At 60.0% G+C, this 26,346-nt stretch carries 26 protein-coding genes; 6 read left to right on the forward strand and 20 right to left on the reverse strand.

Annotated elements, in window-relative coordinates; genetic code table 11:
• Positions 1 to 15 precede the first annotated feature (15 nt).
• The 10 genes from AC07RZ_RS20315 to AC07RZ_RS20360 all read right to left on the reverse strand — a co-directional run bounded on the left by AC07RZ_RS20315 (position 16) and on the right by AC07RZ_RS20360 (position 10,098).
• Positions 16 to 906 carry an AraC family transcriptional regulator gene (locus tag AC07RZ_RS20315; RefSeq protein ID WP_494669324.1) on the reverse strand — a complete coding sequence of 297 codons (891 nt, stop codon included), beginning with the start codon at positions 904 to 906 and terminating at the stop codon, positions 16 to 18.
• Between the two features lie 37 nt (positions 907 to 943).
• Positions 944 to 2,035, reverse strand: coding sequence for an ABC transporter ATP-binding protein (locus AC07RZ_RS20320; RefSeq protein WP_494669325.1), 1,092 nt, complete (start codon positions 2,033 to 2,035; stop codon positions 944 to 946).
• Positions 2,036 to 2,040: 5 nt separating this feature from the next.
• Positions 2,041 to 3,075 (reverse strand): NAD(P)-dependent alcohol dehydrogenase, encoded by a 1,035-nt coding sequence (locus tag AC07RZ_RS20325; protein WP_494669353.1) that lies wholly within the window; start codon positions 3,073 to 3,075, stop codon positions 2,041 to 2,043.
• A gap of 76 nt (positions 3,076 to 3,151) precedes the next feature.
• On the reverse strand, positions 3,152 to 4,045 hold the full coding sequence (locus tag AC07RZ_RS20330; protein WP_494669326.1) for a carbohydrate ABC transporter permease: 894 nt from the start codon (positions 4,043 to 4,045) through the stop codon (positions 3,152 to 3,154).
• A complete protein-coding gene (locus AC07RZ_RS20335) occupies positions 4,033 to 4,911 on the reverse strand; it encodes a carbohydrate ABC transporter permease (protein ID WP_494669327.1) in 879 nt (292 codons plus the stop codon). Before AC07RZ_RS20335 ends, AC07RZ_RS20330 begins: the two co-directional genes overlap by 13 nt.
• Before the next feature lie 67 nt (positions 4,912 to 4,978).
• A complete protein-coding gene (locus AC07RZ_RS20340; protein WP_494669354.1) occupies positions 4,979 to 6,256 on the reverse strand; it encodes an ABC transporter substrate-binding protein in 1,278 nt (425 codons plus the stop codon).
• 189 nt (positions 6,257 to 6,445) lie between these two features.
• Positions 6,446 to 7,447 carry an NADP-dependent oxidoreductase gene (locus AC07RZ_RS20345; RefSeq protein WP_494669328.1) on the reverse strand — a complete coding sequence of 334 codons (1,002 nt, stop codon included), beginning with the start codon at positions 7,445 to 7,447 and terminating at the stop codon, positions 6,446 to 6,448.
• 24 nt (positions 7,448 to 7,471) lie between these two features.
• Positions 7,472 to 8,326, reverse strand: coding sequence for an oxidoreductase (locus AC07RZ_RS20350; RefSeq protein WP_494669329.1), 855 nt, complete (start codon positions 8,324 to 8,326; stop codon positions 7,472 to 7,474).
• 89 nt (positions 8,327 to 8,415) lie between these two features.
• A complete protein-coding gene (locus AC07RZ_RS20355; protein ID WP_494669330.1) occupies positions 8,416 to 9,036 on the reverse strand; it encodes a TetR/AcrR family transcriptional regulator in 621 nt (206 codons plus the stop codon).
• A 99-nt stretch (positions 9,037 to 9,135) separates the two neighbouring features.
• The gene (locus AC07RZ_RS20360; RefSeq protein WP_494669331.1) at positions 9,136 to 10,098 is read right to left on the reverse strand and encodes a Dyp-type peroxidase; all 963 of its coding nucleotides are present in this window, start codon (positions 10,096 to 10,098) and stop codon (positions 9,136 to 9,138) included.
• A 145-nt stretch (positions 10,099 to 10,243) separates the two neighbouring features.
• On the opposite strand from AC07RZ_RS20360, the gene AC07RZ_RS20365 reads away from it, so the two are divergent.
• Both AC07RZ_RS20365 and AC07RZ_RS20370 read left to right on the forward strand, forming a co-directional pair.
• The gene (locus AC07RZ_RS20365) at positions 10,244 to 11,335 is read left to right on the forward strand and encodes a tartrate dehydrogenase (protein ID WP_494669332.1); all 1,092 of its coding nucleotides are present in this window, start codon (positions 10,244 to 10,246) and stop codon (positions 11,333 to 11,335) included.
• Between the two features lie 123 nt (positions 11,336 to 11,458).
• Entirely contained in the window at positions 11,459 to 12,676 is a 1,218-nt protein-coding gene (locus AC07RZ_RS20370) for a M20/M25/M40 family metallo-hydrolase (protein ID WP_494669333.1), read from the forward strand.
• Between the two features lie 280 nt (positions 12,677 to 12,956).
• Here AC07RZ_RS20370 and AC07RZ_RS20375 read toward each other — a convergent pair whose 3' ends face one another.
• From AC07RZ_RS20375 to AC07RZ_RS20420, 10 genes are all read right to left on the reverse strand, one after another.
• Entirely contained in the window at positions 12,957 to 13,352 is a 396-nt protein-coding gene (locus tag AC07RZ_RS20375; RefSeq protein WP_144737906.1) for a RidA family protein, read from the reverse strand.
• Positions 13,353 to 13,369: 17 nt separating this feature from the next.
• Positions 13,370 to 13,597: a hypothetical protein gene (locus tag AC07RZ_RS20380; RefSeq protein WP_494669334.1), complete on the reverse strand. Its 228-nt coding sequence runs from the start codon at positions 13,595 to 13,597 to the stop codon at positions 13,370 to 13,372.
• A 90-nt stretch (positions 13,598 to 13,687) separates the two neighbouring features.
• On the reverse strand, positions 13,688 to 14,401 hold the full coding sequence (locus AC07RZ_RS20385) for a formylglycine-generating enzyme family protein (protein ID WP_494669335.1): 714 nt from the start codon (positions 14,399 to 14,401) through the stop codon (positions 13,688 to 13,690).
• A 54-nt stretch (positions 14,402 to 14,455) separates the two neighbouring features.
• Positions 14,456 to 15,376 (reverse strand): NAD(P)/FAD-dependent oxidoreductase, encoded by a 921-nt coding sequence (locus AC07RZ_RS20390; protein ID WP_494669336.1) that lies wholly within the window; start codon positions 15,374 to 15,376, stop codon positions 14,456 to 14,458.
• Positions 15,351 to 15,815: an RrF2 family transcriptional regulator gene (locus AC07RZ_RS20395; protein ID WP_494669337.1), complete on the reverse strand. Its 465-nt coding sequence runs from the start codon at positions 15,813 to 15,815 to the stop codon at positions 15,351 to 15,353. Before AC07RZ_RS20395 ends, AC07RZ_RS20390 begins: the two co-directional genes overlap by 26 nt.
• A gap of 106 nt (positions 15,816 to 15,921) precedes the next feature.
• Positions 15,922 to 17,754 carry a carbohydrate-binding protein gene (locus AC07RZ_RS20400; protein WP_494669338.1) on the reverse strand — a complete coding sequence of 611 codons (1,833 nt, stop codon included), beginning with the start codon at positions 17,752 to 17,754 and terminating at the stop codon, positions 15,922 to 15,924.
• A 124-nt stretch (positions 17,755 to 17,878) separates the two neighbouring features.
• The gene (locus AC07RZ_RS20405; RefSeq protein WP_494669339.1) at positions 17,879 to 18,142 is read right to left on the reverse strand and encodes a hypothetical protein; all 264 of its coding nucleotides are present in this window, start codon (positions 18,140 to 18,142) and stop codon (positions 17,879 to 17,881) included.
• 3 nt (positions 18,143 to 18,145) lie between these two features.
• Complete coding sequence (locus AC07RZ_RS20410) at positions 18,146 to 19,129, reverse strand: glycosyl hydrolase family 18 protein (RefSeq protein WP_494669340.1); 984 nt, start codon at positions 19,127 to 19,129, stop codon at positions 18,146 to 18,148.
• 430 nt (positions 19,130 to 19,559) lie between these two features.
• On the reverse strand, positions 19,560 to 20,015 hold the full coding sequence (locus tag AC07RZ_RS20415; protein ID WP_494669341.1) for a hypothetical protein: 456 nt from the start codon (positions 20,013 to 20,015) through the stop codon (positions 19,560 to 19,562).
• A gap of 36 nt (positions 20,016 to 20,051) precedes the next feature.
• Positions 20,052 to 20,831 (reverse strand): molybdate ABC transporter substrate-binding protein, encoded by a 780-nt coding sequence (locus AC07RZ_RS20420; RefSeq protein WP_494669342.1) that lies wholly within the window; start codon positions 20,829 to 20,831, stop codon positions 20,052 to 20,054.
• 174 nt (positions 20,832 to 21,005) lie between these two features.
• Here AC07RZ_RS20420 and AC07RZ_RS20425 point away from each other — a divergent pair, with 174 nt between their 5' ends.
• From AC07RZ_RS20425 to AC07RZ_RS20440, 4 genes are all read left to right on the forward strand, one after another.
• Positions 21,006 to 22,976: a putative Ig domain-containing protein gene (locus AC07RZ_RS20425; protein WP_494669343.1), complete on the forward strand. Its 1,971-nt coding sequence runs from the start codon at positions 21,006 to 21,008 to the stop codon at positions 22,974 to 22,976.
• 188 nt (positions 22,977 to 23,164) lie between these two features.
• Positions 23,165 to 23,386 (forward strand): hypothetical protein, encoded by a 222-nt coding sequence (locus AC07RZ_RS20430; RefSeq protein WP_494669344.1) that lies wholly within the window; start codon positions 23,165 to 23,167, stop codon positions 23,384 to 23,386.
• A 28-nt stretch (positions 23,387 to 23,414) separates the two neighbouring features.
• Positions 23,415 to 23,951, forward strand: coding sequence for a hypothetical protein (locus AC07RZ_RS20435; RefSeq protein WP_494669345.1), 537 nt, complete (start codon positions 23,415 to 23,417; stop codon positions 23,949 to 23,951).
• Between the two features lie 181 nt (positions 23,952 to 24,132).
• Entirely contained in the window at positions 24,133 to 26,121 is a 1,989-nt protein-coding gene (locus tag AC07RZ_RS20440) for a putative Ig domain-containing protein (RefSeq protein WP_494669346.1), read from the forward strand.
• Positions 26,122 to 26,346: the final 225 nt, after the last annotated feature.

The raw sequence follows: 26,346 nt of genomic DNA on the forward strand, positions 1-26,346 counted from the left end.
ATGAATCCTTCTTTTTTATTGGGTTGCGGACTGGCTGGATCCGCAGCTGCCTTGCGTAAGATGGCAGGCCCTGAACTTGGACGGCGACATCTGCTTTTTCTGCAAGAACTGGTGATTGAAATGCGAGACGTTATTGAAGCCCACCCGGTAACAGATATCGGTCACCGACAGCTCGCTGTTCATCAGCAGTTCGCAGGCGCGGTTGAGCCGCAGATGGTTGACGTACTGGACGAAGGTCAGTCCGGTATTCTTGCGGAAGAAGCGCGAGAAGGCGGCGCCGGCCATGCGCGCCAGCTCGGCAACGTCGGCTTCCCTCAGGTCGGCGGTGTAGTTTTCCAGGATATACGCCAGCACCTGATTGATGACGGCGTTGCGGCGCTGGTCGATGCTGGGGTCGTAGCTGGGGCTGGCCAGCCGCACGCGCGGCGCATGCGACAGGAAATCCAGCAGGTCCAGGAACAAGATCACACGCCGAGTATCGCTGGCGTTGAGCATGGCGCTCAGCGCTTCATGCGCGCGCGCCTCCGCTTCCTTGCCGAACTGGACGCCAAGGCGCGCTTCGTCGAGCAGGTTCTGCACCTGGCCGAATTCGGGAAACAGCGCCATGCAATCCTGTATGAATTCGGCGCCGAACTGCAGCACCAGGTCGCGCTCCGCCACGCTGGCGCCGGGCGCCAGTTCGCTCACCCAGTTGTGCGGAATGTTGGGGCCGGTGAACACCAGGTTGCCCGGCCCGCAATCGCCGATGTAGTCGCCGACAAACATCTTGCCGCGGGTCTCGCGCAGGTAGTGCAGCTCGTACTCGGGATGGTAGTGCCAGCGCGCCACCTGGTGCGGATAACCATGCGACCAGACGCGGAACGACTGGTACTGCACTTTCTGGATAAGCTCAAGGTCTGGCTGCATGGTGTCGTCTCCTGTTGTTGTCTGTAGCCAATAAATATCAATGGCGCACTACCAGGCTGCGACCTGTCTCTGCATCGAACACATGCAGGTCGTTCATCGAGACATTAAAGCATACTTGCTCCCCCATCCGCGGGCAACGGTTGGCCGGCACCAGCGCAGTGATTTCGCGCCCGGCATGCAGCAGGCTGACCAGCGATTCGGCTCCCAGCAGTTCCACCAGGTCGACCTGCCCCAGTATTTCAACCTGCTGGTCGCCGGCGCTGGTGGTGAACATGTGGTTGGGCCTTACCCCGAGCACGACGGATTGGTCGTCGCCGATGGCAAACAACGATTGCGGCAGGCGCCACCGGGCTTGGCCGCTGTCGAGCACGGTCATCCCATCCTTATGGCTGGCGACGCAATCGATGAAATTCATGGCCGGCGTGCCGATGAATCCGGCGGCGAACCTGGATACCGGGTGGTTGTAAATTTCCGCCGGCGTGCCGACCTGCTCGATCCTTCCCGCTTTCAGGAGCACGATGCGGTCGGCCAGCGTCATCGCTTCCAGCTGGTCGTGGGTAACGTAGACCGAGGTGGTCGCCAATTGCCGGTGCAGGCGCTTGATGTCGCCGCGCAGCTGGGCGCGCAGCTTGGCGTCCAGGTTGGACAGCGGCTCGTCGAACAGGAATACCGCCGGCGTCTTGATCATGGCGCGGCCGATCGCTACCCGCTGCTGCTGGCCGCCTGACATCTGCTTCGGCTTACGCTGCAGCAGCGGCTCCAGGCTGAGCATCTGCGCCACTTGCCCGACCCGCTGGCCGATCTCGCTTTCCGGCGTCTTCAGGCGGCGCAGGCCAAAGGCCATGTTGTCGTACACCGTCATGTGCGGATACAGGGCGTAGTTCTGGAACACCATGGCGATATCGCGTTCGCGCGGCGGCAAGTCATTGACCTGCCTGGCGCCGATATGCAAGGCGCCGCCGCTGATTTCCTCCAACCCCGCCATCATGCGCAGGATGGTCGATTTGCCGCAGCCGGAAGGGCCGAGCAGCACGATGAATTCAGCGTCCGCGATCTCCATGCTGAAGTCGTGGACCACCGGATTGCCTTCGTAATGTTTTACTAGCTTGTCGCAAACAATGCTGGCCATGGTGCTTACTCCAATTCGATCTGGATCTTGACGTCGTGCGGATTGCCGCTGGCGGCCGCGTCGAAGGCGGCGACGCCGTCGGCGAATTTGAACGAGCGCGAAATGAATGGCTTGACATTGATCTTGCCGGAAGCGATCAAGGCCAGCGCGCGCGGGAAGATATTGGCATAGCGGAACACCGATTCGATGCGGATTTCCTTGGCCAGGATCGCCACGATATCGATCGCCACCTTGTCAGCCGGCAAACCCACCAGCACCAGGCTGCCGCCCGGGCACAACAGGTCGAAGATGCCGTCGTAAGCCTTGTCGCTGCCGCTGGCCTCGAACACTATATCGGCGCCCCACTCGCCGCTCAGGCCGGTGACCACCTCCAGCAGCGACTGCTGGCGCAGGTTGACCGTGGTGATGCCGGGATAGGCGTGGATCAGGTCCAGTTTTTCCTGCACCAGGTCGCAGATCACCACCCGGCTGCAGCCGCCGGCCAGCGCCGCCAGCGCCGTCATCATGCCGATTGTGCCGGCGCCCATCACCACCGCCAGGTCGCCCGGCTTGATCCTGGCCTTGGTGGCGGCCTGCAAGCCGATCGCCAGCGGTTCGACGATTGCGCCTTCGGCGAAGCTGACATTGTCCGGCAGCTTGAAAGTAAACGCGGCCGGATGCGAGACAAACGGCGTCAGGCAGCCGTGGACCGGCGGCGTCGCCCAGAAGCGCACGGCCGGGTCGAGGTTGTAGAGGCCGAGCCGGACCGCCTTCGATTCGAAATCCGGCACGCCCGGCTCCATGCAGACGCGGTCGCCTACCTGCAAGTGCCTGACGTCGGCGCCGATTTCGGTCACCACGCCGGCGGCTTCATGTCCCAGCACCATCGGTTCCTGCACCACGAAGGAACCGATGTTGCCATGCTGGTAGTAATGGACGTCGCTGCCGCAGACGCCGACCGTATGGATCTTGATCTTGACGTCGCGCGGACCAATGGCCAGCGGCAAGTCAATCTCGCGCAACCGGATGTCATGCTGTTTTTCGAGAACCAGGGCTTTCATCATCTACTCCATTATCTTGTTAGCGCAGCGAGACGGCGCTGCTCCGTTTTTTGTCTTGTCTGGTCTTGCGCAAAGCTCAACGATGCTTGAGCATGGAATTGAGCAGCTGGCTCAGCAAGCCGAGGAACACCAGCGGCGGCAATGCCAGCAGCACGGTGGAAGCGTTGACCACGCCCCACGGCACTTCCTGTCCCATCGAGGTAAAAGTGGCGGCGATCACCGGCAGCGTCGCGGCCTGTTGCGAAGTCAGGGTCAGCGCCATCATCAGTTCGTTCCAGACCAGCACAAAGCTGAATACAACGCCGCCCAGCAAGGTCTTGGACGCGATCGGCAAGGCAATGCGCCAGAACACCGCATACGGTCCGTAGCCGTCGATGGTCGCGGCTTCCTCGACTTCGCGCGGGACCCGCTGGAAGGCCGGGATCGAGAGCCAGATGATGGTCGACAAGGTAGTCAGGAGATAGGTCACTATCAGCGAAAAACGGGTGTCATAGACGCCAAGGTCGATCCAGACCGCCATCAGCGGAATCGCCACCGCCACCGGCGGCAGGAAACGCAGCGACAGCACGAAGAACTGGACATCGTCGCGCCGGCGGAACGGATAGCGGGCGATGGCGTAAGCAGCGGGCACGCCCAGCAGCGCCCCCAGCCCCACTGCGGCACCCACCACCAGGATGCTGTTGTACAAGCCCGACAGCACTTCCGGCGTGTGCAGCACCTGCCGATAGTTGTCCAGCGTCGGCCGGAACAGGAAGCGCGGCGTCGGCGAGATGATATCCATCAATTCCTTGAGCGAATTCAGAAACGCCCACAACACCGGGAACAAGGCCACCGTCACCAGCAGCGCCAGGCCCAGCCAGCTGATCGTCTTGGATAACCCGTGCACCAGGCTGCCTCGGGCGGCAGCTTTGCCGGGCGCTGTCAGTTGCACTTCGGCCGCCACCGGCATGTCTGCAATTATTCTTGCCATTTTTTCGCTCGCTTCCAAATGATTGTGAACAGCGCGGTGGTCAGCACCATCATCAGGACCGCCATCGCCGAGGCGTAGGAGATATCGCCGGACAGGCCGATGCCTTGGGAATAGGCGTACATGTCCAGCGTCTCGGTGGCGATGCCGGGACCGCCTTTGGTCATGACGTAGATCAGGTCGAATGAACGCAGCGACTCGATCATCTTGATCAGCGCCAGGCTGACCAGCGGCGCCCGCAGCATCGGCAGCGCCACCAGGGCATACACTTCCCAGCTGCGGGCATAGTCGATGCGGGCCGCTTCCAGCGGTTCCGGCGGCAAGGTTTCCAGCAGCTTGAGCACAATCACGGCAAAGAACAGGCCCCATTGCCAGACATCGACAAACGCCACCGCCAGCAGCGCCAGGCCGGGATCAGACAGGAACGCGATGTTGCCAAGGCCGACAAAACCCAGCAGCCAGCTGACAATGCCCAGCAAGGGCGAGAACATGAATTTCCACAGGAAGGCCGCCGACACCCTCGGCAGCAGCACCGGGATGATCAGCAGCACCGACAACAGGTTGCGCGTGCGGGGCGAAGTTTTCTCGAACAGCCAGACCGCCAGCAGCACGCCCACCACCAGGGTGCCGAGCACGGTGACCGCTTCCCATTGCGCGGAAACCTTGATGGCGTTGAGGAAGCGGCGGTCCGCCGCCAGCCGTGAAAAATTTTCGAACCAGACGAAATGGCTGTCGGCGTACTGCAGCATGCGGTCGCGCAGCGCCAGGTAGATCGCGCCGATGGTGGGCACCAGCGCCAGCACGGCCAGTATCAGCAGCGGCGGCAGCAGGAACACATAGGGCAAGGAAGAGCTATGGCGTTTATTCATTGTCGTTTCTCGAAAGGCTGCGCCAGGCGGCGCCGGACCGGAACCGCCTGGTTATCCGGAGCGGCGCTCAGTTGCGGCGGCCGGCGCGGGCGATGACGGCGTCGGTATACCTGGCGGCGTCGTCCAGCGCGGCCTTGGCGTCGGTACGGGTGCCGGTGAACAGTTCTTCCAGCACAACGCCAAGGTTATCGCCAACCTGCGGCCACAGCGGCGACGACCAGATATTCAGCCTGGTGGTGTCGGTGATCGCGTTCAGGCCGGCGACGATTCCCGGCTGCACATGCTGCTGGAAGTAAGGGCTGCCGATCGTGCTGCTGCGGTTATAGTCGCTGAACACACCGTCCTTGAGGCGCGCCTGCTCCTGCTCCTTGCTGCTGGCCCAGGCGATGAATTTGCCGGCTGCCTGGCGCGTGCACTCATCCTTGCTGCCGTAGGCGGCAATCGCAAAGCCGTGGCCGAAACCTGCCGAAGACAACGGCGCCGGCGGCCGTGCATAGCCGACCTTGCCTACTACCGACGATTTGGTCGGGTCTTCCATCCAGTCGGCGAACGGCGTCGACTCGATCATGAAGGCGACCTTGCCGGCACGGAAGCTTTCGACCGCATTGCTCCAGTCGTAGGTGGCGGTGCCGGGCGGCGTGTACTTCAGCAGGTCCATGTAGGTTTGCGTGGCTTTCACGCCAGCCGCCGAATTGAAACCGGCCTTGCCGTCCTTGCCGACCCATTCGCCGCCCACGGCGGTGAAGAACGGCGACCAGCGCCACACGTTCATGCCCGAACCGCGCTGGCCGCGCGCCACCCAGCCGTAGACCGCCGGCGGGTTATTCAGCTTCTTGATGGCGGCCTGCAGTTCTTCCAGCGTCTTCGGCACCGCAATGTGCGCCTTGTCCAGCAAGTCCTTGCGGTAATAGAGGAAGTCGCCGCCGCCATACAGCGGCGCAAAATAAGCGACATCCTTGTAACTGGCGACGGCACGGCGGCCGGGCAGGAAATCGTTGTAGTCGTATTCCTGCGGATAGTATTTCAGCAAGGGCAGGATCCAGCCGGCGGCGGCGAACTCTGCCACGTTGGCTTCGTCCACGTAGTAGACCTGGTAGGCGCCGGCCTTGGTGGAGGCGTCCAGGCGCGACTTGCCGCGGCGGTCGTTTTCGCCGAAATACACCAGGTCGACCTGGGTGCCGCTGGCCTTGCGGTAGTCGGCCAGCGACTTCTCAAGCGTGGTGAGGCCCAGGGTCTTCTGGGCCAGTACTTTCAATTGCGGAACGCTGCAGGAATCGGCTGCGGAAGCGGCCGGCATCAGGAACACCAGGCCGGCAAGCGCACCGGCATAGGCGAGTTTATTCATCACTATCGTCTCCTCTGTTTTTTATGTGCCGCGTCTGTGTGACGCAGGGAGACTATAGGGTTGCCCGGCTGGCGGGCGCTACCACAAAAACCGGGGCCGGCTTGTAGTATTTTCACACCCGGGCGGGCCGGCGGATTTTCTACAAACCCGCCCTTCTGGCCGTTTTCTGGATGGGCAACGTGATCTCAACTAGCGCACTTTGACCACGACTTTCCCTTTCGCGCGCCCGGTTTCGACGTAGTCCAGCGCCTGCCTGGTTTGCTCGAACGGGAACACCCGGTCGACCACCGGCCGGATGTGGCCGGCTTCGATCAGCTTGCCGATTTCGCTCAACTGCTGGCCGCTGGCGCTCATGAAGTGGAAGGAGTAGCTGGCGCCGCTGCGCCTGGCTGCTTTCCGGATACCGTAACTGAGCAGTCCCATCACCAGCTGGAGAAAACCGTTCATGCCGCGCTGCCTGGCGAAGTCGGGATCCGGTGGGCCGGCAATGCCGATCAGCTTGCCGCCTGGCTTGAGCACGCTCAGGGATTTCTTCAGCGTGTCGCCGCCCTGCGTGTCGAGCACCAGGTCGTAATCGTTCAGCTTGGCTGAAAAATCGTCTTTCCTGTAATCGATGACGATGTCGGCGCCCAGGCTTTTCAGCATGTCGGCGTTGGCCGCGCTGGCGGTGGTGGCGACCGTGGCGCCGATGTACCTGGCCAGCTGGATCGCGATCGTGCCGACGCCGCCTGAACCGGCGTGGATCAGCACTTTCTGGCCTTTCTTCAGCTGGCCTTTTTCGACCAGCGTCTGCCATGCGGTCAACGCCACCAGCGGAATCGACGCGGCCTCCTCCATCGTCAAATTGCCCGGCTTGAGGGCCAGCGAACCTTCCTTGATTGCGATGAATTCGGCAAAGGTGCCGATGCGGTCGTCGTCCGGCCGCGCATAGACTTCGTCGCCCACCTTGAAACGGCGCACGCGCGCACCGATGCGCACTACCACGCCGGCCAGGTCGCAGCCCAGGATCAGCGGCATCTTATACGGCAACAGCAGCTTGAATTCGCCGTCCCGGATTTTATTGTCCACCGGATTGACGCCGGCAGCGTGGATCTGCACCAGGACGTCGTCGTCGCGCAGTACCGGCTCGGGGCGGTCGCCCGAGGTGATCACATCCGATTTGCCGTAGCGGTTGATGAAGTAGGCTTTCATGTGCTGCTCCCGTTTTATCGTAGATTATTGTGGCAGAGCCGTGACAGGTTTGCGCAGCGCAGGCTGGGAGTCAAGCCGCAAATCCTTGCGCACGCCGGCTTCGACCAGCGCGGCGGGCGCGAACCGGCGCAGGAAGCGCAGGCGGCCGGCCAGCGCACCCGAGGTATAGCGTACTTTCGGCGTCGCCGCCAGCGCCACCTGCACCACCGTCTCGGCCACCACGGCCGGACCATCCGCGCCTTCCAGCGCTTCCTTCACGCGCAGATCCAGTCCGGCGCGCAGGTCGCGATACTCGTCGAGCGCCTGGTCGGGCTGCAGCTGGTTGGCGTCGAACGCCGACTTGATGTAGGCCGGTTCGACCAGCGAAACACGGATGCCCTGGGTGCGCAGCTCCTGGTCCAGCGATTCCGAGTAGCCTTCCACCGCGTGCTTGGTGGCCGAGTACAGCGCCATGTACGGCATCGGCACAAAACCCAGTACCGAGCTGATGTTGATGATGCGCCCGCTTCCGCGCTGCCGCATGTGCGGCACGACGGCGCGGATCATCCTGACGATCCCGAAGAAGTTGGTGTCGAAAATCGCCTGCGCCTGCAGGATCGAGCTCTCTTCGGCGGCAGCGGGCGCGACGCCAAAGCCGGCGTTGTTGACCAGCAGGTCGATGCGCCCTTCAAGCCGCAGCACTTCGTTGACGGCGGCCGCCACCGATTCGTCGCTGGTCACATCCAGCGCCAGCATCTGGAATGCGCGCTTGCCGTTTTGCCCTTGCGCGCCACGGCGGCTGCTGCCATACACCTTGTAACCCGCCCTGGCGAGCTGCTCGGCGGTGACTTCGCCGATGCCCGATGACGCTCCGGTCACGATTGCGATCTTGCTGTTCATTGTGTTTCCTCTCAGTGTAATCATTTAATATGACGATCGTCATATTTTGTATCAAAAAAAAGCCCGGAACGTCGGCTGCCAGGCCGGCCTTATTTGCCAGCCTCGGAAAAATGCCTGAGCGCCGCTTCGCGCAACGCGGCGGACAGCCTGGGATCGTCGACCGCCCGCGCCATTATCATCGTGCCGACCATCGAAGAGACCATGAACATCGCCTGCTCATGCGCGCCCGGCGTTCCCCAGTCGGGCAGCTGGCGGGCCACCATATCGATCATCGCCTTGATGTGGCGCGTGGCCGCGTGCCGCACCTCCGGCGCCTGGCGGTGCATCTCGGAGCCCAGCGCGGCCACCGGGCAGCCGTTCTCGACGTCTTCCAGGTGCTGCTGCGATAAATAGGCTTGCATCACTGCCTGCAAGGATTGCCCCGGCGCGGCGGCAGCGGCGATGTCAGCCGACAAGCTCACCGCTTCGGCGCCGGCGCTGTCAGCCGCTTCAGCCAGCAGCGTCTCGCGCGAGTCGAAGTGCGCGTAAAAGCCGCCGTGCGTGAGGCCGGCTTCCTTCATGATATCCGCCACCCCGGTGCCGGCATAACCGCTGCGCCGGATCGCGCGCGCGGCTACCTCGACGATGCGGTCGTGCGTCGCTTCCTTGCGGCTCTGGGTGGCGCGCCTGGCGCCTGGGCGGGTTGGCTTAATCGGCATGACGATCATCATATATTATTTTCAAAAAACATGCACGATGTCTGATTAGACAAATATTCTCCATGCGGCTTTGCCTTGGAGAACTGCCTTGCCAGGCAGTTGAACCAGAAATCAGTCAGGATCCGCGGGCGAGATATGCATTTTCGACAATGCATCCAGGCTCGGCACAAAATAGATCGCCGAGGAAAGTGCGGTAGAGAAATCCAGCAGCCGGTCGGTTTTCGAGACACCGTCGGGGCCTACGCCGTACATCTGTTCAAGCATTCCCATCGTGACCGTGATGTCGCTGCAAAAACCGACAAACATGATGCCCGCCTCTTTCGCGTTTCCGTAATTGGCGTTCCTGCGGACGATATCCTTTTCTTCGCCGTTTCTCCGGAACTGGTTCCTGCCGACATGGGAATCTTCCGGCAAAGGCGATAGCTGGTGGCTTCCAGCCTTGGTCCTGCCCCAGACGTTTTCAGCTTCGTGAACAGGCAAGCTCCTTAATTTTTCAACATCCATCTTCCATTTCTGGATCAGCACGGTTGACCCGCCCGCACCCTTTTCGCCGTCGGCAATGATGGCCACGCTGTTGGCGCGGAACGGATTGGGATTCGCAACGCCATCCGCAAAGCCGTCGAATGTCACGTTGTTGTGATAAGGGAAGCAAATCTGCTCGCTGGCAAGATCGGCAAAAGGACCCAGCAGCGACACCGCTTTGCTCATGCTGTCATACAGGGTTGCGGCGTTTGATTGCGTGATCCAGATCCAGACGTCCTGCTGGGCAGCGGGGGCGATCTTGCCGTCGGCGCCTACGACATCCTTGTCAAAAGAATAAAGATTATCCGGGACATCCGCCGGACAAGCCTTCCGCCATAGTTCAGGCTTGAACCCCAGGACAATATTCGCACTGCCGCCGGTCAATTGATGATGCCGGTTGAGCGTTGGATCGGCAATGCCGGTTATTTCCGACTCCCAGAGCTGTCCCAGCGTCTTGAAAAATTGCCCGGTGTCGATGCCCTCTTTCAACGTAAACTGCAAATGAACCTCATCGCGGGCCACTACCGAAAGCATTGTCTGCGGGATTGCCATATCATTTGACCCTGTCTTTATTCTCTGTGGTGATCTTAAACCAAATCCGCGGTCCGGCTGCAGCTGCGACGCGTGTACAGGATAGGAAAACGCAAATGACAAGGACACCCTGCCCGGCGCCGCCGACACCGATGAAAGAGGATAAATGATGAGCACATACAAAATTGCCGTGCTTCCCGGCGACGGCATCGGCAAGGAAGTCATGCCGGAAGGCTTGCGCGCGGTCGGCGCCGCCGCCAAACGCTTCGGCATCGCTCTGGAACTGACGCAATTCGACTGGGCCAGCTGCGATTACTACGCACAAACCGGCAGCATGATGCCGGAAGACTGGAAAGCGCAGCTGTCGCCGATGGATGCGATTTATTTTGGCGCAGTCGGCTGGCCGATGATCGTCCCCGATCACATTTCCCTGTGGGGATCGCTGCTGAAATTCCGGCGCGAATTCGACCAGTACATCAACCTGCGCCCGGCGCAGACCTTCGAAGGCGTCCGCAGCCCGCTGGCGGGACGCAACGCCGGCGACATCGACATGATGATCGTGCGCGAAAACACCGAGGGAGAATATTCATCGGTCGGCGGCATCATGTACCAGGACACGCCCAACGAGATCGTCATGCAGCAGGCCGTATTCTCGCGCCGCGGCACCGAGCGGGTGCTGAAATACGCGTTCGAACTCGCCAGGACCCGGCCCCGCAAGCACGTCACCGTCGCCACCAAAAGCAACGGCATTTCGATTTCCATGCCCTGGTGGGACGCCCGGGCGGCGGAAGTCGCCGGCGCCTATCCGGACATCAGCTGGGACAAGCAGCATATCGACATCCTGTGCGCACGCTTTGTATTGCAGCCGCAGCGCTTCGACGTAGTGGTCGCCTCCAACCTGTTCGGCGACATCCTGTCTGACCTGGGCCCGGCGTGCACCGGCACCATCGGCCTGGCGCCGTCGGCCAACCTGAACCCGGAACGCAATTTCCCGTCGCTGTTTGAGCCGGTGCACGGTTCCGCACCCGACATCTACGGCAAGAACATCGCCAACCCGGTCGCCATGATCTGGTCGGGAGCCATGATGCTCGACTTCCTCACAGGCGGCAGCGGCGCCGGACGGCAGGCGCATGACGCTATTGTCGCCGCGGTCAAGTCGGTGCTGGCGAGCGGACCGCACACGGCCGACCTGGGCGGCAATGCATCCACTACCGAGATGGGCGAAGCCATCGCTCGCCGCATCAGCGAAGCCGCCTGAACCAGTTCACTGAATCCTTTGCCGGAGCCATCCAGTCTGTGCCAGAATCCAGTTCAATAATTCAACAATCCAACATTCAAACGGGAGGTCACAATAATGTTTCATTTTGCACGATCCGCATTCATGTCAAGCCTGGGTTTAGGCATAGCTCTTGGTTTAGCCGCTCCCCCTTCTTTTGCCGAACCCGACAAACAGGTTTATGAAAAAGCCGAGCAATACAAGGGCGAAGCCTTGAAACTGCTGGAACGTCTGGTGAATATCGATACCGGCACCGGCGACGAGCCGGGATTGAGCCAGGTCAGCGGGATAGTGATCGAAGAATTAAAAAAAATCGGGGCGCGCGTTGAAACCTATCCGGCAGCGGCGCCCGCAAATGGCAACAACGTGGTGGCGACATTCACCGGAACCGGCAAAGGAAAAATCTTGCTGATGGCGCACATGGATACCGTTTTCAAGCACGGAACAGCCACAGCAAAGCCGTTTTACATCAAAGACAGCCGCGCTTACGGCCCTGGCGTCATGGATGACAAAGGCGGCATCGTCGCCGGCCTGTATGCGTTAAAAATCCTGCAACAGCTAGGTTTTAAAGATTATGCGCAGATTACTTTATTGCTCAACTCGAACGAAGAGACCGGCTCGGCCGGTTCACGCGCGCTGATCGAAAAAGTCGCCAAACAGCACGATGTGGTGCTTAACCTCGAACCGGGCCGGCCGGCCGACGGCCTGGTGGTATGGCGCAAAGGCAGCGGCACGGTGAAGGTTGAAGTGACCGGCAAGGCAGCGCACGCCGGCGTTGCGCCCGACAGCGGCCGCAATGCGGCGATGGAAGTCGCGCATCAGATATTGCAGCTCGGCCAGCTTGGCAATCGCGAAAAACAAACTACGGTCAACTTTACCGTGATAAACGCGGGCGGCGCGACCAACGTCATTCCAGATCACGCTACCGCCTTTGGCGACGTGCGTGTTGCGGTTCCCGATGAGTTCGACCGCGTCGAAAAAGACCTGGCCAAAGTGTCGGAGAAAAAACTGATCCCCGATACCCAGGTAACGACGCGCCTGACCCGCGGTTTCCCGCCGATGCCGGCCAACCCGCAATCAGAGGCGCTGGCCGCCAAGGCGCAAGCGATCTATGGCGAACTGGGCAAAAAACTGACGCTTGAAGGCAGCGGCGGTGCAGCCGATTCGAGCCTCTCGGCTGGCGTCGGAATCCCGACGCTGGATGGTTTCGGCATTGTTGGCGGCGGCATCCACACGCCGGAAGAGTACGCCGAAGTCGACAGCGTGGCGCCGCGCTTTTATCTGCTGACCCGCATGCTCATGGAACTGGGCAGCCGCAAATAAGATTTGCTCCACTATCTGGCCCGGCTGCCGCCCCCTCATGTGCGAAGGACGGCAGCCGGCAATCCGGTCAAAAACCGAGGCGGCGCGGGTCCTCAGGCTCGAACGCCTGGCCGCTACGGTTTTTTACGCTAGGCAGTTCTGCAACTTTCGAGCGCCAGGCTAGCAGCGCATCGCAGCCTTCCGGGATCTTGGGCAGTCGCTGTACGAAAGCGCCGGGCGCCAGGCGTCGGCCGCCGTTTCCAGCTGCACCGTATAAGGCCCCTGTTTCTCTAGCCGATGATCAGCCCGGGATTGCCGCAATCGCATCGATCTCGACCAGCACATCAGGATGAAACAATGCCGCCGCGCCGATCAGCGAACTGGCCGGCGGGTGCGCCGTATTGATGAAGCGATCGCGCACGGAGCGTATCACCGGAAGTAGCTCAGGCTTGAAATCGCGCACGTAGATCGTCAGCCGCGCCACATTGCCAAAACTGCTGCCGGCGGCTATCAGGGTCGCCTCGATATTGGAAAAAACCTGTTCAAGCTGGATTTCGAGCCCCGGTCCGGCAACGGAACCGTCGGCACGGAGTGGCACGTGGCCGGAAAGCAGCAGCAGCTTTCCGCTCTCGATAATCGTCGCTTGCGAAATTCCCGGGATCGTGGCCCCAGGCGGGTTGACTGTGCGGAATGTCATGGGCGGATTTTCTCAGGTTACATGCCAGACATCTTCAATCCAGCCGCTTCAAGCCGGTGTCCGATGTCTGCAAGTTCTTTCATCGGCAAGGCGACGCCCAGGTCCTTCGCAATCGCCACATAAATATCGTAGGCCGCGCGAAAGGAAAGCATCCCGGTTCCCGCCTGATGTTCCAAAATCGAAAGGACATTCGTCAGCAGCATGTGATCCAAGCTGCCGGCTGTCCCCTGTCTGGTCTGAGCCATGATTTATTCGCCTTTAAATTGACGATAGGCAATTATGCCAGAAACACAAAGAAGCCCATGCTGCTTTTTTTTCAAGCAAGGCGCGCCGAATCACGCTCGACTGGCGTCAAACGATCTGGCAACCCGGAAGCCAAGGTCGTCGATGGCAAATGTCGGATGGCTGCGGCGGCGGTTGGTGGCGAGGCAGCCTCGTTCGAGGTCAGACCAGCCGCCGCCGCGGAATACGCGATACGGGCCATAGACCTCCGGGTCGTACTGGTCCGCACACCACTCCCAGACATTGCCCAGCGTGTCGTGAAGTCCCCAGCCGTTTGCCTGCTTCTGCCCGACCTCGTGCGTGCGGCCCTGGGAGTTGTCCCGGTACCAGGCGATATCGACGAGTTCGCCATAGCGCGGGCCATTGGTCCCGGCGCGGCATGCGTATTCCCATTCGGCTTCGGTGGGCAGCCGGTAGCCGTTGCTTCCGGCGGCCAGGGTGGCGCTGGTGCCATCCTCATCGATTGCATAACAGTTGCCCAGGCCGGCTGCCCTCGACAGCATGTTGCAGAAACGGACGGCGTCCATCCAGGAGACATTCTCCACCGGGGACTGTGCAGCGGCATATGCCGATGGCGACTGCCCCGTCACTGCCGCATATTGCGCCTGGGTGACGGGATAGCGGCCGATGGCAAAGGGCTGCAATTCGACCAGCCATTTGCGGCCGGTCCGGTCGTCCCTCAATGCGATAGTCCCGGCGGGGATGCGCACCATTTCCACGTCGGATGTTGCGGGCAGATGTTCCATTTTTTCCACGATGTCGCGCACGCAGAGAACATTCAAATTCGTGCGTTGGTTTTTGTCAGCCGGGTATTCTAAGCTTTAGGCAGCAGCAACTGCACCAAAGATCAGCGACCGGTGCGCAGCCACGCCCGCCATGACGCCGTCGGCAACCGCTGCGGCCACGCCGGGAGCCATGCGCGCGGCGTCGCCGCAGCAGTAGACGCCGGCCACGGTGCTGGCCTTCTGCATGTCGGTGCGGATGAACATCCCCGTCATGCCGTCGTCGAATGCGCAGCCCAGCTGCTCGGCCAGCGGACTGGCCGCGTGGGTGCGGCTCATCACGAACAGCCCGGCCAACGGCTGGATGCGGCCGTCGCCCAGCACCACATCGGCCTTGCCTGCGATACGCGCCACCGGCGCCGGCTCGATCGCCACGCCGCGCGCGGCCAGGCTGGCCAACTGCTCGCCATCGGGCTCCAAGGCGCCGTTGAGAAACAGCGTTGTCTTGCCCCAGTCGGGCAACATCAGAGCCTGGTGGATGGACAGCGGTCCCGTCGCCAGCACCCCGATGCTGCCTTGGCCGAGTTCGTAGCCGTCGCAGTAGGGGCAGCTGAATACGCTGCGGCCCCAGCGCTCAGCCAGTCCTTCGACTTCGGGCAATTCGTCGACCACGCCGGTCGCCAGCACCAGCCGGCGCGCATGCAGCTGCTGGCCATTGTCCATAGCCAGGCGGAAGCCATCGTCGCCGGCGGCGGCTGCCACTGCCGTGCCATCCCGCCAGGTGACGGTAGGATACGCCAGCAGCTGCGCGCGGCCTTCGGCGACAATGGCGGCGGCGTCGCGGCCGTCCTGCGTCAGGAAACCGTGCGAATGACGGGTAAAGCGGTTGCGGCGCCGGCCGGCGTCGATCACCAGCACGCGGCGGCGCGCCCGTGCCAGCTGCAGTGCCGCGGACAGGCCGGCATAGCTGCCGCCGACCACGATCGCGTCGAACTCATTTTTTGGATGAGGGATGGGCATAGTTTTTTTCCTTGTGTTTCGCGTACTGGAGGTTGAACCGCTCTGACAGGTCGGCCAGCGTGATGTCCTTGAAATGCTCGATCAGCAAGGCTTCGGCGGCGTCGAAAGCACTCGACAACGACTGGTTGACGACCTTCTCGACCAGGCATTCCGCATGGTCGACCCGGTTCCCCATCGCAAATACGGTCGGCGTGCCGACCGCTTCGTAGATATCGTGCAAGGTCACCGTGCGCAAATCGCAGGTGATGGTCCAGCCGCCGCCGTGGCCCTTGCCGGAGCCGACGTAGCCGCGGTCGCGCAGACCGGCCAGCACGCGCCGCACCAGCACCGGATTGGTGTCCAGGTAGACCGCCAGTTCTTCGGAGGTGAATGAACGCTCGCCGTGCGCCATATGCAGCAGCACGTGGAGGATCGATGAAAGTTTGCTGTCTCTTCTCATGTAACTAATGATAGTACATAATCGGAGTTCGTGCAGGCATCAGGCAGAAAAAAACGCCGGCAGGATGTCCCAATGCTTTTGGCAATGCAACATCCTGCGCGTCTTGCTACTGCGAGATCGGCCGTGTCGGCTCCAGCGTGCGGGCGCCGCTCAGTACGCGGTTGGCCTCGCGCGCCAGCCGCAGGTAAAAATCGCTGGACAGGCTTTCTCCATCCGCGTCCAGCGTGATGAACGGCGGCCGGTTGGTCGACGCCGGCGGTTCGGTCGGGATCAGCGACTTGTCGGGAGCCACCTTGTACATCGCCGTGCCTTCGTCCACTTCATCGAACATGGCGGTGTAGAAGATATTGTTGCCGGCCGACTTGAACTCGTAGAACTGGGTCCACCAGAAACGGCCGCCCTTGCGCGGCAGGTTGCGTCCGCCCGGGAACATGACCGGCATGTAGCGGCGCCCCACCCGTTTGGCCTCGGCCAGGTCCGGCGCGATGACGTCGCGCCGCCAGGCTTGCGCGCCGGCTTCATCGCCATAACGGCCTACGGTCCAGGGGCTGATGACGTCGAAGCGGCGGTAGACATCCGCCCATGCGGGATCCTGCAGCGAGTCGTCGCCCAGCGTACGCCAGCGCGAAGGCACGCCGCCGATCACGAAGGCGCGCTGGTTGTCGGGCGCGTTTTTGGTGAACCAGTCGATCAATTCGTTCGCTTGCGCCGGCGTCGCGTTGTGGCCGGTGAATCCCATGCCCCAGATCGAAATGACCGGACGCCCGCCCTGGTGCAGGTAACGGCTCGACGCCAGCGATCCGTCTGCCGCCAGCGCCGCCCAATGATCCTTGATGCGCGGGATGATGTTCTCCGATTTTTCTCCCGAAATGTCGTACATCACCGCCCAGGCCCGGCCGTTTGCTTCAGCGCCGGCACGCACGTTGGCCGTCACGCCGTCGCGGAAGCGCCGGTCGGCCGAACCCGGCGCCAGCTCGACCACGAACTCCTGCAGGAAAACGCCGTCCAGGCCATACGCCTTCATCCACTCGAAATGGCGGTTGACCGTGCTGCGGTTCCAGGCGCTGTAGAGCGTTGCGGGAGATCCGTCGGGCATGACGAACGCGGTATTGCAGCGCTCGCCGGCCGGCACGTCGCGCATGTCGGGCCACATGTCGACGCTGACGTTCTGCGGGTTCGGCGTTGCGCTTGGCGCCCAGTGCCGCCAGCCGTTGCCGGCGGCGCTCAGCGGCGAGCCGTCGCCGTTACAGGCAAACCAGCCCTGGTAACCGAACATGTGCCTGCCGTCTATGGTGCTGGCGTCGACCACGGTCGACGCGCTGCCGATGCTGAACCAGTTGAAATTGCCGACCAGGCCGCCGTTGACCACGCTGTCCAGGTGCAGCTGGATCACGTGCTGGCCTGCGCTCAAGGTGATATTGCTGGAAAGCGTTTGCCAGTTCTGCCAGCCTTTGGTATCCGGGATCGTCAGCTGCGGTGTGGCGCTGACGCCATCGACGTTGAAGTGGAAAGTGCCGCCCTGCCCCTGGCTGGCGACCCGGACTTGCGTGGCATAGGTGCCGGCAGCCGCCACATTGACCGTGTAGTTGAGCCATTCGCCGGCGGTGGTCCAGCCGACGTCATATCCACTGCCGGTATCGGAGGCCGCTTCGATGCCGACGCCTTCCGTCTTGCGGTACTGGCCGCCCTGGTTGGCATTGCCCGGGTTGTAGTAGCCGACATTCTGGCCGCCGCTGTCAAAGTCTTCGGCCTGGATCGTTCCCGGCAGCGGCCAGGCTTTCCCGCCGTAAGGGGAACCGGCGTTGGCAGCCGCCTTTGCGCTGGCGCCGGCCGTCGCCGAACCGGCGCTGCCGCCGTCGCTGCAGCTGCTCAGGAGGCACATGCCGATGAAGACAGGTGTGATGCTTCTTAATAGATATCGGATGGGAGTAGTTTTCAAAATGGATTCCAATATGGGTTACGGTGGTCTTGGCTTACCGACGATGGATGATTGCCGATTGCCGGCGCTGCAGATGACCGGCCATCGCGCCGCGGCGCCCGATGGCCGGCCTTCATGGCCCCGGCTACAGCCCGAGCGCCGAAATGAACTTGTTGGTGTAGCCCAGCGTGCCCGCCTTGCCATAGTCATTGCAGGTGCCGGACGAGTTGTTGTCTGAGCTCGGCGGAGCGCAATCGCGGTCGCGCGAGAAGGCCCAGAAATGGACGCCGGCCAGTTTTTTCGACAAGGCATAGTTCGACACGGTGACCGCATCGGCCAAAGTGAACGTCTCCGCGATGCTGTCGTTGCCGCCTATCATCGGCGTCACTTCGATCTGGCTGTACGGCACCTTTCAATGGTTGTGCAGGCTTTCGGCGGCAGCGATGGTCGACTTGCCCATGTCGCATTTGCCGCTGCTGTTCAGCGTGCACAGTGCCGCATTTTCCTGGCCCGACTCGGCAAAATCCATGGTCATCAGGTTGATCGTGTAGTTTTTCAATCCGTAGTTCTGGATCGCAGTCATCACCTTGACGCCGGTGCCGCCCAGGCTCTGGCTTTCGTTGCCGCCGTCGGTCGCCAGCGTAAAGCTGTAGCGCAGGTTCGGATATGCCGCCTGCGCCGCCGATACCCGCGCCACCAGGTTGTTGATGTCGCTCTGGGTCTGGCTGCTTTCTATGTCGAAGTCGATGCCCAGCAGGTTGGCGCTGTAGTAAGTCTTGATGAATTTGGTGAAATTGGCGTCCGAGGTGCAGGTAAAGCTGCCGCCGCCGCCGCCGGTCGCCACGATGTACTTCTTGCCCGCGTTGACGAAGCTGGCCACATTCGCCTTGGCAAACGCCGCGGCGGAGACGCCGCTCCAGTTTTCGCTGCCGCAGCTGCCGGTGGCGAAGGCCCAGGTCACTGCTTGCAGCTTGGCTGGCATCACCTTCAGCAGGATTTGCGAACTGCCGGTAACGGTGGTGTTGAGCTGGTCGCCGTTATAGTCGCCGGAGTAAAAATAAGGGCTGTAGATGAATCCGGTCGGCGGCGGCGCGGCCGGGCCGCTGCAGGTGGTCGGCTGCCAGTACCAGGTGCTGATGGTCGGGTCGGTGCCGTCGCTGCCGTTGGTGCCGGCATTGACCTCCTTGTAGAAATTGCCGTTGGCCGGAAACTGGACCACGCTGCCGATCGCATAATTGATGCCGGCGGTCCAGGTGGTGTACTGGCAGGTTGCGGCAGGTGTCGCAGCGGCCTGGCTGAACCCGGTTTCCGCCGTTGCCGGCTGCCCGGCGCCATGCGCCGAGAACGCCATGCATGAAAGACTGATTGCGAGTCCTTTTGTCATCTTCGATTTCATTTGATTCTCCTGGATAGATTGGGATGGCTTGCTTGTTGCGAGCGTGGTCTGGGTGCCGGAAAATGGCCGGCCCCGGTTTTTTGTCGCGCTCTGTGATCTATCCTCGATATTTCCACATGGAAACAGTTGTCCGATGACTGTAGGGTGCACAAAATTTGCTGTCAACCTGTATCTTGGTGGTATTACCGCAAAGGCTTTTGCGTCATGCTGCGACGCAATGGATATGGCTGCAGGTCGTTGTTTACAATGGCTTCCCCGCAAGTCATCAGACCTGTTGTTTTTGCAAGTGGACTTACTGTTTTTTCAGGGATTTTTAGTAAAAACCAGGAAATTTCAGTGAAATTGGAAAAATCCTGGTTTGCGCGCACAAGGAATGTGCGATAAGGCCCGTCTCCCGGCGCGGAGTGTTGAGACGGGATTGAAGCTGCGTCTACTGTGGAGATTGCTGGCCGGCAGGCGCTTGTTGCGCCTTATTGTGCTCAGCCAGCGCTACCGCTTTGTAGTCGTAAGAAGGATAGAACTCTGTCCTGTAGCTGCCCCAGGCGGTGTCTTCCAGCACGCGGTTTACCTCGCGCAGGCGGGAAGCCGGCAAACGCAGCGTGATGACTTGCCCGATGCCCATCGTTACATACCAGCTTACTACCTCTATTCCCGGCGGCGGGAACGCTTTGTAAAACCCTTGCCTGGCAAGCTGGGCATTGAGCTCGCCAAGCGGGCGCGACTGGTCGTGTTTCAGGAACACGGTCAGCAATAGCGCATTGTCAGGCGTGGCGGCCGCATTGCCGGCTGTCGGAGCGGCTACCGGCTGCGCATTGGCACCGCCAACGCAGAAAGCCGCCGACGCCAGCAATACGGACATCAGCAACGGCTTGAATTTTCCTTGCATAAGGTTCTCCATGTGGTTAACCGCGATTCGGTCATTCTAAGGTTTGACCGTTTCCATGCCTCTTTCCTGCAGCACCCGCGCCGTTTCGGGACCTGCCAGCAAATGCAGCAGCGCCTGTGCAGCATCCTGCTCCTTGCTGGCGGCGCCGATGGCCGCGGTATAGACGGTGAAATTCTGGATCTCGGCCGGCAACGGCCCAACAAAAACCACGCCTTTCACCGCAAGGATTTCGCTGACCTGCTGGAAACCTAGTGTCGCTTCATTGTTCAGCAGATGGTCGCCAACGTAGCCGCCCTGCACTTTTACCGCCTTGCGCTCGATCGCGTCGCCGATTCCCCATTGCTGGAACAGTTTCGCCATGTAGATCCCGCTGGACCCGCCGGCGGCGGGATCGATATAGGCAACCGACCTGGCGTCAAGCAGCGCCCGTTTTAACCCTTCTACGGTACGGATGTCCGGCTTCGGCGCGCCTGCCGGCACCATGGCGCCGATGCCCACCCGCGCCAGGTCCACCACGCTGGCGGCGTCCGCTTTCCGGCTGGCGACCAGCCGCGCGACCAGGTCCGGCGTCATGATGGCGACGTCGAACGCTGCGCCGCCCTCGATGCGCCTGGCCACGCCGCCGGCGGTATCGTTTTCCAGGATGATCCGGTGGCCGGTGCTGGCCTCGAATTGCGGCGCCATGGCTGCTACCACTTGTTTGTATGCGCCGGCGGTCAGCACCTTCAGGTCGTCAGCCGATGCGGACTGTGGCAGCCCTGGGCCGAGCGCAAGCGCCGCCGCGCCGAAAACGATGGTTTTTCTTATCGCGTTCATGCCGAATCTATAAGAAACATTCCTGATGCGCAGACAAAGTAACGGGATCATGCAAGCCCCTAATTTCTCGAAATTAAATTTATAGGCAAATTCCTATATTTTCACTTGAAGTGAACGCGTAACGTCTTCGATTTTTTTACCTGACAAACAGTGGCTAAATTGTAAGGATTCAAAATGCATCGGATTCATCGCTCAAATTGTAATGACATCGCAGGAAATCGGGTGGCGGCACTGCTTTTAGCATCGTCGCATAGGTTTTTCAAGAAACTGTATTTGTTTTTAAGTATTGCCGTGCTGGGTTTGCTGTATGGCTGCGGCGGCGGTGCGGGCTCAGGTTCTGATCCCGGCCCAGGCGTCGACATCAATCCTCCGACCGGCCTGGTCTATGCCGTCAGCTCGGCCAGTCATGCACAACATCAAGCAATCACGCCGAATGTCCCGCACAACAGCGGCGGCAAGATCACCAGCTATAGCGTGGAACCGGTCCTGCCGGCAGGCCTGGCGCTGGATGCGGTAAGCGGCGTCATCAGCGGCACGCCTGCCGAGGCCGGTCCTGCGACGATCTATACCGTCACCGGCAGCAATGCGCATGGCGCGGCAACCGCCTATCTGCGGATCGAAGTCACTGCCGCCGTCACGGCGCCAACCTTGCTGCGTTATATGGAGAACCCGGTTTCCTATCCGGTCAACGTAGATATCAATCCCAACCTGCCATATACCGAAGGCGGTGCGGCCACACAATTCAGCAGCACTCCCGCCTTGCCGGACGGATTGCAGCTGGATCGCCTGACCGGCGTGATCAGCGGCGCGCCAAGCACGGTAATGCCGGAAACAACTTATGTCATCAGAGCCAGCAATGCCGCCGGCGCCGTGTCGCGGGAACTGACGATCGCCATCACAGATTCTTTGCAGGCGCCCGAAAATCTGGCCTATAGCCAGCCAGTGGCCATCTATTCGCAAGGTAAAGTCATCGCTCCGAATTTGCCCACTGCCGCTGGAGGCGCCATTGCCGTATTTGACGTCCAGCCATCGTTGCCAGAAGGACTGAGCCTGAACACGGAGAGCGGGGAAATCAGCGGTACGCCAACTGCCCTGCAGGCAGAACAAACCTACACCGTTACCGGACGTAATGACGCTGGCAAGGCCGTGGCAACCATTGCCATCACCGTTGTCAAGTCAGGCTCGCTTGAGCCAGGTCCTGACATGAGCCAGCTTCGCGTCGGCCTCACCGCTACCCTGCTGCCCGATGGCAAGGTATTGGCGACGGGGGGAAATGACCTCTCCGGGTCCGGGGACTCTAATACAGCAGAACTTTATGATCCAAATACCAACACCTGGACGCCCACCCGATCGATGAGCCACGCCCGCCAATATCACACCGCCACCCTGCTGCCCGATGGCAAAGTACTGGTCGTCGGGGGAGACGTCGGCGAGCGGGGAAGCGCTGAAATTTATGACCCAAGCACAGAGATCTGGACACCCGCCGAAATGCCTAATTTTGCACGCAGGGAGCATACCGCTACCCTCCTGCCAGATGGCAAAGTACTGATTGCTGGAGGTTTTCGCATAAATGCACCTACCTCATATCCCGCGATAACGGCAGAGATTTATGACCCGAGTTCTGGCGCCTGGGCGCTCACTGGTGGGATGAATCACCCTCATTCCGTTGGTCATGCCGCCACGTTACTGGAAACTGGCAAAATTCTGATCGCTGGCGGAAACGTTCAAGGAACCGCTGCGGAGCTCTATGATCCTGATACTGGAGTCTGGACATTAACAGGGAGTGCGAGGGCTGCTAGTGACCACATTGCCATGACCACATTGCCAGATGGAAAAGTTCTGGTCACGGGCGACTCAACCCATACAGCACAGCTTTATGACCCTGCTTCAGGCACCTGGGCACTGACCGACGCCACGAACTATGGTCATCACTACCCCGCCCTTACACGGCTACTTGATGGAAAAATTCTGCTCACTGGCGGGCGTACAAGAACGGTAGAACTCTATGATCCAAGTACCAAATCCTGGACGCTAGGCGGCGACCTGCATGCCATGCCTTCTGGTCGCCACACAGCCACGCGGTTGAAAAACGGCAGAGTACTGATCGCTGGTACCGCTCTTGCGTCGGAACTCTATAACCCGTAATTCGATTTCAATGTGCTGGCCGTCAGCTTAAATTTGCGGCCTTACCCGTTCTTTAGTCATGAAACCACAACACGGTAAGGCGTACCCAGTAGGGCGTAATAGCGCAGCGTATTACGCCGCATGCGATGTTCAAATGAAAAAACGATGTCAAATTAATTGGGCCGAATAGCAATAAGAAAATGCTGCTTATGTCGATCAAACGTACGGCGCAATACGCTGCGCTATTGGCGCCCTACGCCTTACCGCGTTGCGGCCGCGAGGAGCATGCAAGCCGGAGCAATCTATTTAACAACTACGGTTTGCAGTATCTCATCAAGGAACTGAAGGCAAAGTATCAGCTCAATCGCTTTTGTATGTACCCGCTGCGGGAATGGGATGTGGCGGCTCGCCGGTCCAGGCACAAAATATGATTACCCCATGACACTTTGAGGAGACGATATGAAATCAATTGGACATCTTGCTTCATTCATTCTTTTTTCTACTCTTGGATTTTCCTGCAGCACCAGCGTCGTCGCAGCAGAAGGTGGCGCTGACAGCAATCAATCAGGCACATTAAGCGTCGAGTTTGGAAAGCCCACACACATACAGCGGCTTTATTACAAAAAGATGTATGACAAAAAACCATTTCGCGATGCGATTTTATTTTATTACGACAATGGCTTATACAAAATCATTTCTCCAGGCGAAGATCATTACGGAAGCTATGTAGTGGAAGGCAGCTTCGACGATCCGAGATACACGGTGCATTACATCGCATTTCCCTCCACCGACTGGAACAACACCAGTGCATATCATGTGCTGGAATTCGATAATGCGGCGGGTCGGTTCACGCAGCGCGCTGTCGTGCCTATCGATGGAAAAATTCCGCAGCAACACGGCGATTTTTCGGTGGGCGAAAATAAAGTGATCAATCCTCTTGCGGTTAACTGGGAAAACGGCAAGAGCTTGATGCCTTCACTTCCCTCTAACAAATAAACGGAATATGGCGATGTGGGCTTGGCTTCGTCGTCCAAGATGGCCAAATGGCCGAGGTCGCCCTCATTTTTTCATCATTCAAATTTTTTAGGACAATTCCTATATTTTCATTAGAGGGTAAATATGTATTGTTTTCGATTCTATTGCCGAACAGCCCGTGACCAAACTGTAAGGATCCAAAATGAATCGAACTCATCCCCTAAATTGGAATGGCATCACAGGAAATTGCCGGGCGACGCTTGCGTCGTCGCGGCAATTTTTCAAGAAGCTGCATTTGCTCTTGGGCATTGCCGTGCTCTGTTTGCTGTACGGCTGCGGCGGCGGCAGCGGTGATTCTGGCTCTGATCCAGGCATCGAAGTTAATCCACCAACCGGCCTGGTCTATGCCGTCAGCTCGGCCAGTTATACGCAACATCAAGCAATCACACCGAACCTCCCACGCAACAGCGGCGGCAAGATTACCAACTATAGCGTGGAACCGGCCCTGCCGGCCGGCCTGGCACTGGACGCGTCAGGCGGCGTCATCAGCGGCACGCCTGCCGAGGCCGGCCCCGCGGTTATCTATACCGTCACCGGCAGTAATGCGCATGGCGCGGTAACCGCTTATCTGCAAATTGAGGTCACGGCCGCCATCGCGGCGCCAACCTTGCTGCACTATGCGGAAAATCCGGTTTCCTATCCTGTGAATACCGCCATCAATCCCAACCTGCCCTACACCGAAGGCGGTGCAGTGACACAATTCCGCAGCACTCCAGCCTTGCCGGACGGGTTGCAGCTAGATTCCTCGACTGGCGTGATCAGCGGCGCATCCAGCACCGTGAACCCGGCGGCAACGTATGTCATCAGCGCCAGCAATGCTGCCGGCGCTGTGTCGCGGGCCTTGACGATCAGCATTACCGATTCTTTGCAGCCACCTGATAGTTTGACTTATCGCCAGCCAGTGGCCATCTATCCGCAAGGTAAAGTCATCGTTCCGAATTTGCCCATTGCCACTGGAGGCGCCATTACCGCATTCAGCGTCGACCCATCGTTGCCAGAGGGGCTGAGCCTGAACACCGAAAGCGGGGAAATCAGCGGTACGCCAACTACCCCGCAGGCAGCGCAAACCTACAAGATTACTGGACTCAATGGCGCTGGCAGTACCGCGGTAAGCATTACTATAGCCATTGCTGGACCGGGAACGTTTTATCCGGGTACAGATATCAACCACACCCGTTTCAATCACAGCGCGACCCTGCTGCCAGATGACAAAGTACTGATTGTTGGGGGGCAAGCCGTCACTGGTGGCACCATTCTCGATACAGCGGAACTCTATGACCCAAGTACCGGCGTCTGGACGCTCACCGGATCGATGAGCAGCCCTCGCAGCAACCACACTGCAACTCTGCTATCAGATGGCAATGTATTAGTAACCGGAGGAAACACATTAGGGACTGCTGAGCTTTTTGATCCAAAAACTGGTATCTGGACCCTCACCGGAGCGATGAATCGCAATCGCTCCAGCCACACCGCCACCCTTCTGCCAAATGAAAAAGTACTGGTTGTTGGAGGAGGAAACTTCAGCGCCAGCGCGGATACAGCGGAACTTTATGATCCGAGTACCCGCAATTGGACGTTCACGGGATCGATGAAGAAGCCTCGTTACCGCAACCATACCGCAGTGTCGCTGCAAAATGGCGAAGTGCTGGTAACTGGTGGAGCACCTTCCTTCGGCGGCCTTGCGCAAGCCGCTGCGGAGCTTTACAACCCCGCTACTGAGTCTTGGATATCCACCGGAAACATGAACAGTGCTCGCTACAATCACGCCATCACCATGCTGCAAGATGGGAGGGTTTTGGTTCTAGGAGGCTACGATGCCAGCAACACCAGTTTGAATACGACTGAGGTCTACGACCCTGGTGCCGGCGCCTGGACATTGACCGGGCCCTCAAGTTATATGCAGACCGCCCCTACCCTCACGGCACTACAAAATGGAAAGGTGCTGGCCACTCCCGGAGGCGGGATGGCAAAACCGGAACTTTATGATTCAAGTACTGGTATATGGAGATCAACCGGCCACCAAAATTTCCCGGGAGGCGGCCACACAGCCACCTTGTTACTGGACGGGGAGGTATTGATCGCTGGCGGGATCAAGAGTGTTCTTACGTCTGAATTCTATATTCCTGATTGATCACCAACGCGGTAAGGCGCACCCGGCAGGGCGTAATAGCGCAGCGTATTACGCCGCATGCGATGTCCAACTGAGAAAACGACGTCAAATTAATTGCGGCGAATAGCGATAAGAAAAATGCTGCTTATGTCGATCAAACGTACGGCGCAATACGCTTCGCTTGTATGGTTAGAAATGACGCTTTCTGGGAAACTAGAAGGTGCCGGAGTGGAGGGACAACGCTTC

The sequence above is a fragment of the Collimonas sp. GW821-FHT07E08 genome (assembly GCF_059418905.1).